The organism is Spirillospora sp. CA-128828, from assembly GCF_050945415.1.
In the GTDB taxonomy this organism is placed as follows: Bacteria; Actinomycetota; Actinomycetes; order Streptosporangiales; family Streptosporangiaceae; genus Spirillospora.
The window spans coordinates 7603925-7616648 of record NZ_CP191986.1 but is presented as its reverse complement, the minus strand read 5'-3'; the positions used below and the strand labels follow the sequence as shown (position 1 = coordinate 7616648).

Annotated in this window: 12 protein-coding genes and 1 pseudogene; 8 read left to right on the top strand and 5 right to left on the bottom strand. The window is 70.6% G+C overall.

Annotation, left to right across the window (positions count from 1 at the left end):
- Positions 1 to 43 precede the first annotated feature (43 nt).
- The gene (locus tag ACQPXG_RS36585) at positions 44 to 1168 is read left to right on the top strand and encodes a mandelate racemase/muconate lactonizing enzyme family protein (RefSeq protein ID WP_433463711.1); all 1125 of its coding nucleotides are present in this window, start codon (positions 44 to 46) and stop codon (positions 1166 to 1168) included.
- Between the two features lie 45 nt (positions 1169 to 1213).
- Here the strand turns inward: ACQPXG_RS36585 and ACQPXG_RS36580 are convergent, their stop codons facing one another.
- The gene (locus ACQPXG_RS36580) at positions 1214 to 1342 is read right to left on the bottom strand and encodes a hypothetical protein (protein WP_433463710.1); all 129 of its coding nucleotides are present in this window, start codon (positions 1340 to 1342) and stop codon (positions 1214 to 1216) included.
- Between the two features lie 192 nt (positions 1343 to 1534).
- On the opposite strand from ACQPXG_RS36580, the gene ACQPXG_RS36575 reads away from it, so the two are divergent.
- Complete coding sequence (locus ACQPXG_RS36575) at positions 1535 to 2062, top strand: NADAR family protein (protein WP_433463709.1); 528 nt, start codon at positions 1535 to 1537, stop codon at positions 2060 to 2062.
- 72 nt (positions 2063 to 2134) lie between these two features.
- Here ACQPXG_RS36575 and ACQPXG_RS36570 read toward each other — a convergent pair whose 3' ends face one another.
- The 4 genes and pseudogenes from ACQPXG_RS36570 to ACQPXG_RS36555 all read right to left on the bottom strand — a co-directional run.
- Positions 2135 to 3124 carry a hypothetical protein gene (locus ACQPXG_RS36570; RefSeq protein ID WP_433463708.1) on the bottom strand — a complete coding sequence of 330 codons (990 nt, stop codon included), beginning with the start codon at positions 3122 to 3124 and terminating at the stop codon, positions 2135 to 2137.
- On the bottom strand, positions 3121 to 3711 hold the full coding sequence (locus tag ACQPXG_RS36565; protein WP_433463707.1) for an RNA polymerase sigma factor: 591 nt from the start codon (positions 3709 to 3711) through the stop codon (positions 3121 to 3123). The genes ACQPXG_RS36570 and ACQPXG_RS36565 overlap by 4 nt, the downstream gene beginning before the upstream one ends.
- A gap of 133 nt (positions 3712 to 3844) precedes the next feature.
- A complete protein-coding gene (locus tag ACQPXG_RS36560; protein ID WP_433470112.1) occupies positions 3845 to 4408 on the bottom strand; it encodes a terpene synthase family protein in 564 nt (187 codons plus the stop codon).
- A 49-nt stretch (positions 4409 to 4457) separates the two neighbouring features.
- A pseudogene (locus ACQPXG_RS36555) lies at positions 4458 to 5822 on the bottom strand (terpene synthase family protein); the annotation flags it as partial.
- 283 nt (positions 5823 to 6105) lie between these two features.
- Between ACQPXG_RS36555 and ACQPXG_RS36550 the strand changes: the two are divergent.
- The 6 genes from ACQPXG_RS36550 (at position 6106) to ACQPXG_RS36525 (ending at position 12723) form a co-directional block, all read left to right on the top strand.
- Positions 6106 to 6477, top strand: a complete 372-nt coding sequence (locus tag ACQPXG_RS36550) for a phage holin family protein (protein WP_433463706.1) — start codon at positions 6106 to 6108, stop codon at positions 6475 to 6477.
- Between the two features lie 60 nt (positions 6478 to 6537).
- A complete protein-coding gene (locus tag ACQPXG_RS36545; protein WP_433470111.1) occupies positions 6538 to 7380 on the top strand; it encodes a Cgl0159 family (beta/alpha)8-fold protein in 843 nt (280 codons plus the stop codon).
- A 31-nt stretch (positions 7381 to 7411) separates the two neighbouring features.
- Complete coding sequence (locus ACQPXG_RS36540) at positions 7412 to 7957, top strand: 2Fe-2S iron-sulfur cluster-binding protein (RefSeq protein ID WP_433463705.1); 546 nt, start codon at positions 7412 to 7414, stop codon at positions 7955 to 7957.
- Entirely contained in the window at positions 7954 to 8928 is a 975-nt protein-coding gene (locus ACQPXG_RS36535) for an FAD binding domain-containing protein (protein WP_433463704.1), read from the top strand. The genes ACQPXG_RS36540 and ACQPXG_RS36535 overlap by 4 nt, the downstream gene beginning before the upstream one ends.
- Positions 8925 to 10982 carry a xanthine dehydrogenase family protein molybdopterin-binding subunit gene (locus tag ACQPXG_RS36530; RefSeq protein ID WP_433463703.1) on the top strand — a complete coding sequence of 686 codons (2058 nt, stop codon included), beginning with the start codon at positions 8925 to 8927 and terminating at the stop codon, positions 10980 to 10982. The genes ACQPXG_RS36535 and ACQPXG_RS36530 overlap by 4 nt, the downstream gene beginning before the upstream one ends.
- 94 nt (positions 10983 to 11076) lie before the next feature.
- Entirely contained in the window at positions 11077 to 12723 is a 1647-nt protein-coding gene (locus ACQPXG_RS36525) for an L-lactate permease (protein WP_433463702.1), read from the top strand.
- The last annotated feature ends 1 nt before the right edge of the window (position 12724 follow it).

Genomic DNA, 12724 nt, shown 5'->3' with positions numbered 1-12724 from the left:
GTCCAGGACGCCGCAGGGCGCGCCGCCCCACCCGGAGGCGCGAATGAAGATCGAACGGGTCGAGACGTTCTGCGTGGCGCTGCCGACGCGGCGGTCGTTCGGCGTGTCCGGCGGTTCGGTCGCCGTGGCCGGACGGCCCAGCCTGCGCGTCCTGGTCAGGGTCGGCGCCGACGGCGTGCACGGCTGGGGCGAGGCGACCCCCATCCCGGCCTGGACGTACGAGACCGCCGAGTCCATCGTCACGACGATCGACCGCTACCTCGCACCCGCGATCATCGGCCGTCCCGCCTGGGACCTGGACGGCGTGACGACCGCCTTCGACCGGGCCGTGAACCGGGGCTTCAGCATCGGCGCGCCGCTGGCCAAGTCGGCCGTGGACGTCGCCCTCAACGACCTGCTGGGCCGTGCCGCCGGAGTTCCCCTGGGCGTCATGTGGGGGCAGCGCCGCCGCGAGGCGATCGATCTCGCCTGGGTCGTGTCGGGCCAGTCCCCGGACGAGGTGGCCGACAGCGTCGCCGAGGGGCGTGACCTGGGGTACCGCGCCTTCAAGGTCAAGGTCGGCCTGCACGCCGACGACGCGGCAGTGGTGGAGGCCGTCCGGGTCCACGCGGGCGACGACGCGGCCCTCTGGGTCGACGCGAACCAGGGCTACACGGTGCATTCGGCGCTGCGGATGGCGCGCCGCCTGGAGGACCTGGGCGTCTCGGCCTTCGAGCAGCCGCTGCCGGCCAACGACATCGCCGGCCTGCGCCGCCTCCGCGACATCTGCCCGATCCCCGTCGCCTTGGACGAGAGCCTCCGCCACCCGTCCGACCTGGCCACGTTCGTCCGGCTGGAAGCGGTCGACATCGCGATCGCGAAGGTTCAGCGCACCGGCGGCCTGACGCTCTCCCGGCGGCTCTGCTCACTCGCCGAGGACTGCGGCGTCCCGCTGATGGGCTCGGGCCTCACCGACTCCGACCTGGGCCTGGCCGCGTCCCTGCACCTCTTCGCCGCCTACGGTCTCGGCACGCCGGTCGACCTGAACGGCCGCCAGTTCATCGAGTCCCCGTATGCGGGCCCGACCGTCCAGGTCTCCAAGGGCACCGCCCATGTTCCGGACGGCCCGGGCCTCGGCGTGGAAGTGGACGAGAAGACCGTCCGCGACCTGGCGGTCAACGTCCTCTAGAGACGAAGAACCCGCCCGGAGATCCGGACGGGCCCTGATCTATCGTCAGCGCGCGGCGAGTTCGTGCTCGGTCGCCTCGGACTCCGCGGGACGCTCGGAGTCCGAATCCGCCGGCCGCCGCTCGGGCCACGCGACGATCTGGGTGCGACGAGGGTTCGCCAGAGCCTTGTCCATTGTTACTGCCGTCCTCCTGTTCGGGCCGGGCCGAATCAGAAGATGGTCCCGATGACCCACCCGGTTTTGCAAAATGGTCTAGACCGCGAGCCCTCACCCGGCCCGCGACATCAGTTTGCAACCCCGCGAAACGATCGATCATTCCGGTAAACCCAGTGGTCTGCGCCACCCTGGGCCTGGCACCCTCTCCGCATGGACGTAGCCGAACTGACCCGCCTCCAGAACCAGGGCACCCGCCTGAAGTTCCTGTTCTTCTGGGGCCACCAGACCCCGGGCCGCGGCTACCTCAGCCAGTGGTGGCCGTCCCCCTTCACCGTGGAAGGCACCGTCTACGCGACCGCCGAGCACTACATGATGGCCGAAAAGGCCCGCCTCTTCGGCGACGAGGAAACGGCCGCGGCCGTCATCGCCGCCACCCATCCCCGCCGCGCCAAAGATCTGGGCCGCCGCGTCCGTGACTTCGACGAGCGGATCTGGCAGGACAATCGCGCGGCGATCGTCACAAGAGGCAACGAGGCCAAGTTCGCCCAGAACAAAGATCTCCGCGACTACCTGCTGGGAACCCGCGACCGCATTCTCGTGGAGGCGAGCCCCCTGGACCGCGTCTGGGGCATCGGCCTGACCGCGGACGACCCCCGCGCCGAAGACGTGACCGCCTGGCGCGGCTTGAACCTCCTGGGCTTCGCCCTGATGACCGCCCGCGACTCACTGTCCTCCTGACCTGACCTTGCGGGTGCCGAAGGCCCGCCGCCGCGGGAGCGGGGCGGGCCGTGGGCAGGGCGGTCGGCGCGGTCAGTTCGTGGGGGGCGTGCTGGGCTCCGCCGCCGGAGGGCTCGACGGGGCCGGGGCTCCCGGGGTCGATGGACTCGGCGGCTGCCCCTGGTCCGCGGTGGGCTTGGGGCCGACGAAGAGCAGGACCTGACCGTCCGCCCACGGGACGGCGTCATGGACGTACCAGTCCCCTGGCACCTGGCCCGGGTAGCGGGCCTGGGATTGGCCGCCCACTTCGACCCGGTACTCGGGCACGGTGACGTTCCGCTTCTTCAGCGCCGCCAGAACCTTCGACAGACGCTGCTTGCGGAACACCATCCCGTGCATGGCCTCTCCGCGCGCTTCCGGCTGGGCGGTGCTCGTGTACTTCTCACCGCGGCGCGCCGCGCGGCCGAAGACGATGCCCGCGGTTCCCTTGTAGCCGATCCGGACCCGCACGCCCACCGTGCAGTCGTTCCCGCCGCTGGGGACCTCGCAGGCGCCCTTGACGCGGATGTCCCTGATGTCGTCCGGGCGAGTGCCCTCGCTGGTGTCCTCCATCACGACGGTCCCCACGATCGAGGGTGAGACGGGCACCAGACTCAGGTCGACGTTCAATCCATGCTTGGCGAACTCCTCCTTGTACCGCTTGGGGTCGGCGTACGGGTCGCGAATCCGCACGTCGAGGTAGCGGCCCTTGCGGGTGAAGCTGAGCGCGGAGGCCAGCTTGAAATCCGGGCCGTGCGTGGCCTGGGTCGGCGTGGACCGTCCCGGGGCCCCGGGGTCGCCGGACTGCGTGACCAGCATGACGGCGACCGCCGCTGCGGCGACTCCCGTGGCGAGCAATGGCAGCCCGATGGTCAGCTTGCGCCCGCCCCGGGCCGGGACGGCGGCGGGTTCGTCGCTCCCGGCCGTCGCGGTGGTGATCCGCCTGGCGAGGTCGTCGGCCGCGTCGTCGGTGAGCAGTTCGGCGGCACGGGCGTCGGTGACCGGGGTGATGCGGCCGATGAGCGTGTCGATGTCGTGGTTCATGCGCGTTCTCCGTTGATGACCGCTGCGGACATTGCGTGGGTACGCGGGTCGTGGGCGCCGTGGCGGTCGAGTCCGCGGGCGAACCGGCGCCGGGCCCGATGCAGCCGGATCCGCACCGCGTTGCGCGAGCAGCCCAGGACGGCGGCGATCTCGCCGTGGTCCAGCCCCTCCCAGCCGACCAGGGACAGCAGCTCCCGGTCGCCCTCGGACAGTTCACCGAACGCCGCCGCGATCGCGGCCAGATCCCCCTCCGGCCGGGGCACACGGTGCGCCGCGAGATCGATCCGCAGCTGCCCGGCCAGATCGGCGGCCAGCGCGGACCGGCGGCGCTCGCCGCGGTGGTGGTTCGCCAGGACGCGGCGGGCCACCCCGTACAGCCACAGCCGGGCCTGATCGCCGGGCGGGACGTCGTCGAGGCGCCGCCAGGCCGTCAGGAACGTCTCGGCCAGGACGTCGGCGGCGTCCTGTGGATCGGCGGTGCGGCGCAGCGCGTACCCGAGGACCCGGGCGCGATGGGCTTTGTAAATCGCCTCGAAACGTCGTCGCCCGTCATCGGGCGGATGGGAGTCCTGCAAGGAGGATGGCAAGCCCGCTCCTCTCGTCGCGCGCCCCTGGGCGCGGCGAATCGACCATACGCAGGGACACATGTCCGCAAGCGGGCCGGCATTTCGCCTCTCGTCCACACCTCGCTGAGCGGCCGGGGAACGCGACGGTGGAGAGTCAGCGACCTGACCGCGTGAACAGGTGGAACGCCGACATGCCGAGTCCTGTGGGCTCGGGTGGTCGCGGAATGGTCTCCCGTGCGTCGTAGCGGTCGGACTCGCGGTGCCATGTAAGGATCCCGGCCATCCAGTCGCGCAGTTCCTCGACATGGTCGGCCAGGGCGGTGCGGGCGGTGGCGTCCAGGCCGAGTTCGTCGCACAGGGCCGGGAGTTCGGCGGAGGCCAGGTGCTCGAACTCGCGGCGGCGTGAGGTGATGAGGTCGTTGACGATGGGCAGCGCCTCGTCGCGCCCGCAGCCGAAGAAGTTCTCGACGGCGAGGACGCCGTTGTTCAGCTCGCCCTCGTACTCGATCTCCTTCTGGTAGGAGAAGCAGTCGTTCAGCAGGCAGCCGACGTCCATCGCGGAGACGCCGATCTCGCGGAGGGTGCGGGTTTCGAAGACGTGCTCGGGGATCTCGTGCGCGTGCCCGATGCGGGAGAGGCTCATCGTCATATCGGACCCGAACGTGTACCGGCGCATCTCGATGTAGTCGACTGGGTCCGGGGATGCGCGCCTGCAGATGGTTGTTCAGCTCCCACAGCCAGCTTTCCACCATGCGCTCGACGCTCGCGCGGAACTCGCGGCGGCCGCGGCCGGACATCGGAGCGGCGGTGCGCCGCCACAGGTCGGCGAGGCCCTTTTCGAAGGCGCTTTCCGGCGGCGGGGTGGCGCCGCAGTCGAGGGGCAGGAAGCCGGGGACGCGGGCGTCGAAGAGTTTCGCGCCCGCCATGTCGCGGTCGCGGTTGAAGACGGCGGGAAAGAAGTCGTCGCCGTAGGTGCCGACGGCCAGCCACTGGGTCGCGAGGTCGAGAGCCTCGGGGCCGGCGTCGGGAGACAGGGAGGCGGCGCAGATCTCCAACGCCATGCCGGTGAGCCGCTCCGCGTTCCAGATCGGGATGGGCAGGCGGGGATGAGGGTCGAACATGCCCATCTCGCGCGCCCAGGCGATGACGTTCCGCCCGGCGCGTTCACGGTGCGGGTTCACCCGGGGCGGGTAAGGGACGTCGAATTCGGGCAGCGGGGTCGGCCCCACTTTCTGGAACGGCACATGGGGGAGGCTGATCCGCGCCGACCTCAGCAGCGCCGGAATGCGGGCGGCGGACATGCCGAGGGACTTCTTGTTCATGTACCGACTGGAGCGCAGGTGCCATTCGTGGCCGCCGGACTGCCAGTCCTGGAGCGCCTTCACATAGGCGGCGACGCTCGCCCGCTCGGCCGGATCCAGCGCGTGGTCCTCGAAGACCTGCGGCAGTTCCGTCAGGGCGGTGTTCTCGAACTGGCGCAGGCGGGAGGTCAGCAGGTCGTTCACCGTGTCGGCGGCGATCTGGGGCGCCACCGACAGGAAGTGCTCCATCACCAGGACGGAGTTGTTCACCTCGCCCTCGGACTCTGTTTCGCGCTGGTAGGAGAAGATGTCGTTCCGCAGGTGCACGGCGTCGGAGAAGGTGTCCTTGAGGACGCGCAACGGCCGTGTCCCGACCACGCGCTCGGGGATCTCGACGCCCGCCGCGTGCTCCGCCAGATCCGCCGACCAGGGTGCCCCGCCGACCTTGCGCCGCATCTCGATGTACTCGACCGGGTTCGGAATGCGCCCGGTCGAGATGTTGGACAACTCCCACAACGACTCGCGCAGCAGATTCAGTGTGCTCACGGCGAAACGGTGCCGCCAGGCGTCCGACTTCGCCGGGACGGTCCGCGCCCACAGGTCGGCCAGCCCCCGCTCGACGGCGTTCACCGGTTCCGGGGGGTCGAGCGCCATGAACAGCGGCAGCCGGTCGAGATAGACCCGTGCGCCCTCCTGGTCATGCGGCTTCTTGAACACCTCCAGGAAATGGTCGTCGAAGTAGAACACCCAGACGTACCAGTCGGTGATGAGGTCGAGTTCCGGGCCGTCGCAGTCGGGGTGCGTGTAGGCGCACAGCAGGGGATAGTCCATCGCTTCGAGTGCGCGTCATCCCAGACGTCCGGGGTGCCGGGGTCGCGGACCTCGTCCAGCATCCTCATCTCGCGCGCCCACGCCATCGTGTGCGTCCGCGCGGCCTCAAGGTGCGGGTTGAGCCGGGCCGGATACGGGACGTAGAAGTCGGGCAGCTCGAACGGTTGCATCGGCCGGCCTCTCTGTCGGGGTCCGGTTCGGCAACTTACAGCACCTGCAAAATTACTTACGGTGAGACATTGTTCGCCCGGTTCCACCCTTCGTCTCCGGGTAAAGCGAGGTCATGACGGAGTCGCGTGAACCGGTGCAGGCCGGCGACCCGCTGGAGCAGAACCTCGCGCTCGTCCGGCGGGTGGCCGAGGCGGCGCAGCAGGAGATGATCGACAAGGCCAGGCAGCGCGTCCCCGCGCTCCGGCTGGGTGCCGTCGCCGGCGCCCTGGGGGTCCTCGCGACGGCCGCCACCTATCGGATGAACGTGCTGCTGCTGGAGAAGAAGCTGCCGCCCGAGCTGGCGTCCTTCGTCGCCGCCGCCGTCTACGGGGGCGGGGCGGGCGCCGCCGCGGTGGCCGCCTCACGCAGGTGGAAGGGGCTGCCGGCGCCACTGCCGACGGAGACGGCCCGGCAGGTCGTGGAGATCGTCTCCGACTCCGGCTGATCGGCAGGCGTGGCGGGGCGTCAGGAGGCTCGGCGGGTGCGCATCAGCGAACTGACCGGCATGCGGGCCGCGCGGCCCGAGGCGGTCGCCGAGGCGGCGGCCGGACGCGAGCGCCGCGAGCGTCCGGTGGGCGCGTCCGGCCGACTGTTGATCATCGCGGCGGACCATCCGGCGCGCGGCGCGGTGAGCGTCGGCGACGACCCGGTGGCGATGGCCGACCGGAGCGAACTGCTCGACCGGCTCTGCGTCGCCCTCGACCGGCCCGGGGTCGACGGCGTGCTCGGCACCCCCGACATCCTGGAAGACCTGATGCTGCTCGGCGTCCTGGACGGCCGGCTCGCGATCGGTTCGATGAACCGGGGCGGCCTCGCCGGGACGTCCTTCGAGATCGACGACCGGTTCACCGCCTACGACGCCGACGCGATCGCCGCCGCGCGGCTGGACGGCGGCAAGATGCTGCTGCGGATCGAGGACGCCGATCCGGCGACCGCCCGGACGCTGGAGGGCTGTGCGCGGGCGGTGTCGGGGCTCGCGCGGCACCGGCTGATGGCGATGGTGGAGCCGTTCGTCGCGCACCGGATCAACGGCCGCGTCCGGAACCTGCTGACGCCGGAGGGGATGATCCGCGCGGTGTCGGTCGCGTCGGGGCTGGGGACCACGTCGGCGTACACATGGCTGAAGATCCCGGTCGTGGCGCAGATGGAACGGGTCGTGGCGGCGACGACGCTGCCCGCCCTGCTGCTCGGCGGTGAGGTCGCCGGCGACACGCGCGCCGTGCTGGACGACTGGCGGCGCGCGATGCGCATCCCGGGTGTGACGGGCCTCGTGGCCGGTCGTTCGCTGCTGTATCCGCCGGACGGCGACGTCCGGAGCGCCGTGGACGCGGCCGTCGACGTCTTGTGACCGACGGCAGATCCGGGGTAGGCACCCGGGCATGGACAGCGAAGCCACTCCGGTGCACGCCGGCATCACCCTGCTCGTGAACGGTACAGAGCACCGGCTCAACGTCGACACCCGCGCGTCTCTGCTGGACGTTCTGCGTGAGGATCTCGGGCTGACGGGTTCGAAGAAGGGGTGCGACCACGGCCAGTGCGGGGCCTGCACCATCCTGATCGGCGGCCGCCGCGCCAACGCGTGCCTGGCGCTGGCCGTCGCCCATGACGGCGCGGAGATCGTCACGGTCGAAGGGCTGGCGCAGAACGGACGGCTCAGTCCCGTACAAGAGGCGTTCATCGAGAACGATGCCTTCCAGTGCGGTTATTGCACTCCAGGCCAGCTCTGCTCCGCGACGGGAGTACTGGACGAGGCCGAACGCGGCTGGCCCAGTGCGGTGACCGACGACCTTGGCTCCGAACCGGCGCTGGACGACGACGAGATCCGTGAGCGGATGAGCGGCAACCTGTGCCGGTGCGGCGCCTACGTCGGCATCGTCGCGGCCCTGAGGCAGGCTTCGCAGCGCAAGGAGGCGGCGGAAGCATGAGGCCCTTCGCCTACGAGCGCGCGACCAGCGCCGAGGACGCCCTACAGAGGCACAACGACGGAGCCGTCTACCTTGGCGGCGGAACCAACCTCGTGGACCTGATGCGGCTTGGAGTGGAGGAGCCGGCCAGGCTCGTGGACGTCGCGCACCTGCCGTACGACCAGATCGAACTGCGCCCGGACGGGAGCCTCATCGTCGGCGCGGCCGTAAGCAACAGTGCGCTTGCCGCAGACCGGACCGTGCGCGAAGGGCATCCCGTCCTGGCCCAGGCCGTCCTCGCGGGGGCATCCGGACAGATCCGCAACCTCGCGACCGTCGGCGGGAACCTGCTCCAGCGCACACGCTGCTCCTACTTCCAGGACGCCTCCAAGCCGTGCAACAAGCGGAGCCCCGGCAGCGGGTGCCCGGCACGGGAAGGCGAGCACCACAACCTGGCGATCCTGGGTCATTCGGAGGCGTGCGCGGCGACGCACCCATCCGACATGGCGGTTGCCCTGGCGGCCCTTGGCGCGTCAATACGGGTCCAGGGGCGCGGTGGCGAGAGAACGATCCCCATTGAGGATTTGTACAGGCTGCCCGACAACGAGCCACAACGCGACACCACGCTGGAATCAGGCGACCTCATCACCGCCGTAGAGGTTCCTCCGCTGGGCATGCCGTCGCGCTACCGGAAGGTCAGGGAACGCGCGTCGTTCGCTTTCGCGCTGGTCTCCATTGCGGCGGCCCTGGACGTGGACGCCGGCCAGGTACGAGACGTGAGGCTGGCCCTGGGCGGCGTAGCCCACAAGCCGTGGCGGGCGTGGCGCGCAGAAGAGATCCTCCGAGGCGCCCAGGCGACACGAGAGTCGTTCCTGCGCGCCGCCGAAGCCGAGCTGGAGGCGGCGGAGCCGCTGCGCGACAACGCCTACAAGGTGCCGCTGGCGCGCAACCTGATCGTCCGGACGCTCACCGAGCTGGGGGAGGGGTCATGACCGACCGGCTGGAGAGCCGCGAGAAGGTCACCGGGGCGGCGCGGTACGCGTTCGAGTATCCAGTGGAGAACGTCGCGTATGTCGCCGCGGTCCAGGCGAGCGTCGGGAAAGGCCGGATCACGGCGGTCGACACCGAGGCCGCGCTGAGGCTCCCGGGGGTGCTCGCCGTCCTGTCCTGCGAGAACGCCCCCGAGCTGAGCGACGTCTCAGACGGCGAGCTGGCGCTGTTCCAGTCGCGGACGGTCTCCTACCGCGGCCAGTTCATCGCGGCCGTGGTCGGCGAGACGCTGGAGACCGCGCGGGAAGCGGCCCGGCTCCTCCACGTCGAGTACTCGGAAGAGGCTCCGGATGTCAGGCTCCGCGCCGACCATCCGGGCCTCTACAAGCCCGACAAGGTGAACCCCGTCTTCCCCGCGGACACCGAGCAGGGCGAACCCGAGGACGCCTTCAGGGACTCGGCGGTGCAAGTGGACGTCACCTACACGACTCCTGCCGAGCACAACAACCCGATGGAACCACACACCACGATCGCCCAGTGGAACGAGGACGGAACCCTCACGCTCTACGACTCGAACCAGGGCGCATCGGCCGTCCAAGCCACGCTCGCCAAGGTGTTCGGTCTTGACCCGATCCAGGTGCATGTCGTGTCGCCGCACGTCGGCGGCGGGTTCGGTTCCAAGGGGCTGCCCAGGCCGAACGCCGTCATCGCGGCGATGGCCGCACGCGCCGCAGGGCGTCCGGTCAAGTTCGCCGTCCCGCGCCAGCAGATGTTCGCCACCACCGGCTACCGGACCCCGACCATCCAGCGCGTCAGGCTCGGCGCCGACGCGGACGGACGGCTGAACGCGATCCTGCACGAGGCCTCCGAGCAGACGTCCACCGTCAAAGAGTTCGCCGAGCAGACCACGACACCCACCCGCGTCCTCTATCAGGCCCCACACCGTCGTACGTCTCACCGTGTGGTGGCCTTGGACGTCCCGTCACCGTCCTGGATGCGTGCCCCAGGCGAGACGCCCGGCGTGTACGCGCTCGAATCGGCGATGGACGAGCTCGCCGCCGCCGCGGGCATCGACCCCATCGAACTGCGCATCCGCAACGACACCGACCGCGACCCGGAGAGCGGCCTGCCGTTCAGCTCGCGCAACCTGGTCGCCTGCCTCAGGGAAGGCGCGGAGCGCTTCGGATGGGCGGGCCGCAACCCAGTACCCGGCATCCGCTGGGAGGGGCGCAAGCTCGTCGGCATGGGCGTGGCGTCGTCCACCTATCCCGCCTACCAGATGCCCAACCAGGCCGTGGCACGTGCGGAGCCCGACGGGACGTTCACCGTCCGGATCGCCGCCGCCGACATCGGAACCGGCGCCCGTACGGCCCTGGCACTGATCGCCGCGGAGACGCTCAAGGAGGACCTCGGAAACATCAACGTCGAGATCGGCGACAGCACGTTCCCCAGGGCGTCCGTCGCGGGCGGCTCCGCCGGGACCGCGAGCTGGGGGACTGCCATCGTCCGAGCCTGCGAGGCCCTTCGCGGAAAGTTGAACGGCGCGGTGCCGCCGGAGGGTGTCGAGGCGTCCGCCGACACCGCCGCGGAGCTCAAGGCGCGGGAGGACTACTCCCGGCACGCGTTCGGCGCGCAGTTCGCCGAGGTCGAGGTGGACGCCGACACCGGTGAGGTCCGCGTCCGCCGGATGCTCGGCGTGTTCGCCGCCGGCCGGATCATCAACCCGAAGACCGCCCGCTCCCAGTTCATCGGCGGGATGACGATGGGCATCGGCATGGCGCTGATGGAGGAGAGCGTCATGGACACCGAGTTCGGCGACTACCTCACCCGCGACCTCGCCCAGTACCACGTCCCGTCCTGCGCGGACGTCCGCGACATCGACGCGATGTGGGTGGAGGAGTCCGACCCGCACCTGAACCCGATGGGCTCCAAGGGCATCGGCGAGATCGGCATCGTCGGCGCGGCGGCCGCCGTCGGCAACGCCGTCCATCACGCGACCGGCGTCCGGGTCCGCGACCTGCCCATCACCCCGTCCAGGCTCCTGCCGGACCTCTGACAGATTGAAAAGTTCACTATCAAGGTGATCCACGTCATGGACGTGGGTATCGATCACGTGCTCGGGGGCGCTTCCTACCCGCGAGGTGATCGCCGTGTACCAGCAGGTCCTCGATCCCGTCGCCGACTCGCTCGGCTGGAGCTCCCTGGTCGCCGCGCTGCCGCTGGCCGTGCTGTTCGTCCTGCTCGGCGGCGTCCGTATGCGCGCGTGGCTGGCGTCCCTGATCGCGCTGGCCGTGTCGCTGGCCGTCGCGATCTGGACGTACGGAATGCCGGCGGACCAGGCGTTCCTGGCCGGCACCGAAGGCGCCGCGTTCGGGTTCTACCCGATCCTGTGGATCGTCATCAACGCGCTCTGGGTCTACAACATCACCGTCACGACCGGCCACTTCGACGTGCTCCGCCGCTCGTTCGCACAGGTCAGTGACGACAACCGGCTGCAGGCGGTGCTGATCGCGTTCTCGTTCGGCGCGCTGCTGGAAGCGCTTGCCGGCTTCGGCACGCCCGTGGCGGTCACGTCCGTCATGCTGATCGCGCTCGGCTTCCAGCCGCTCAAGGCCGCCGTCCTCGCCCTCACCGCCAACACCGCGCCGGTCGCGTTCGGCGCGATGGCCACGCCGATCCTCACGCTCGGCAAGGTCACCGGCGAGTCCAGCGACACGCTCGGCGCCATGGTCGGCCGGCAGACCCCGATCCTCGCCCTGTTCGTCCCGCTCGTCCTCGTCTACATCGTGGACGGGCGGCGCGGCTTCCGCGAGACCTGGCCCACCGCCCTGTTCTGCGGCGCCGCGTTCGGCGTCGCCCAGTACGTCACAGCGAACTTCATCTCCGTGCCGCTCGCCGACGTCGTCGCGTCCCTGGTCTCGGCCGCCGCCGTCGTCCTGGTCGTCCGGCTGCGGCCCTCCGCGGCCCCGGCGAGGCCCGCGCCGGTCGCCGGTGGCGCCGCCGACGAGCCCACCCCCGAGTTCGCCGCCCGCGTCGAGGGCGGCGACACCAGGGACCCGCGCGCGGAGGTCGCCCGCGCCTACGCCCCCTACGCGATCATCATCGCGGTCTTCGTCGTCTGCCAGATCGACCAGGTCAAGGACTTCCTGGACAAGGCCACACGGACGTTCTCCTGGCCCGGACTGGACCTCACCGGCCCGACCGGCAAGCCGCTGACCCTGCCCACCTTCAACTTCAACTACCTGACGACGCCCGGCACGCAGATGCTCGTCGCGGGGCTGATCACCATGGCCGTCCTCGGCGTCGGCTTCGGCAGGGCCCTGCGCGCCTACTGGACGACCCTCGTCCAGCTCAGGTGGGCGATCATCACCGTGATGGCCGTGCTCGCGCTCGCGTTCGTGATGAACGCGTCCGGGCAGACCGTCACGCTCGGCACGTGGATGGCCGGGGCGGGCGGCGGCTTCGCGCTGCTGTCCCCGATCCTCGGCTGGCTCGGCACCGCCGTCACCGGCTCGGACACCTCGTCCAACTCGCTGTTCGGCGCGCTGCAGGTCACCGCCGCCAACAAGGCCGACCTGTCGACGGTGCTGATGGCCGCGACCAACAGCTCCGGCGGCGTCCTCGGCAAGATGGTGTCCCCGCAGAACCTCGCCATCGCGGCCGCGGCCGTCGGCCTGGACGGACGCGAGGGCGACATCTTCCGCCGCGTCGTTCTCTGGAGCCTGCTGTTCCTCGCCGGAATGTGCCTGCTGTCGGGCCTCCAGGCCACCGGCGTCCTCGGCTGGATGGTCCCGTGAC

What these genes read in the sequence shown, in the direction of transcription:
- ACQPXG_RS36585 (WP_433463711.1), top strand. Translation starts at nt 44, where the DNA reads ATGAAGATCGAACGGGTCGAGACGTTCTGCGTGGCGCTGCCGACGCGG.
- ACQPXG_RS36580 (WP_433463710.1), bottom strand. Translation starts at nt 1,342, where the DNA reads ATGGACAAGGCTCTGGCGAACCCTCGTCGCACCCAGATCGTCGCGTGG.
- ACQPXG_RS36575 (WP_433463709.1), top strand. Translation starts at nt 1,535, where the DNA reads ATGGACGTAGCCGAACTGACCCGCCTCCAGAACCAGGGCACCCGCCTG.
- ACQPXG_RS36570 (WP_433463708.1), bottom strand. Translation starts at nt 3,124, where the DNA reads ATGAACCACGACATCGACACGCTCATCGGCCGCATCACCCCGGTCACC.
- ACQPXG_RS36550 (WP_433463706.1), top strand. Translation starts at nt 6,106, where the DNA reads ATGACGGAGTCGCGTGAACCGGTGCAGGCCGGCGACCCGCTGGAGCAG.
- ACQPXG_RS36545 (WP_433470111.1), top strand. Translation starts at nt 6,538, where the DNA reads ATGCGGGCCGCGCGGCCCGAGGCGGTCGCCGAGGCGGCGGCCGGACGC.
- ACQPXG_RS36540 (WP_433463705.1), top strand. Translation starts at nt 7,412, where the DNA reads ATGGACAGCGAAGCCACTCCGGTGCACGCCGGCATCACCCTGCTCGTG.
- ACQPXG_RS36535 (WP_433463704.1), top strand. Translation starts at nt 7,954, where the DNA reads ATGAGGCCCTTCGCCTACGAGCGCGCGACCAGCGCCGAGGACGCCCTA.
- ACQPXG_RS36530 (WP_433463703.1), top strand. Translation starts at nt 8,925, where the DNA reads ATGACCGACCGGCTGGAGAGCCGCGAGAAGGTCACCGGGGCGGCGCGG.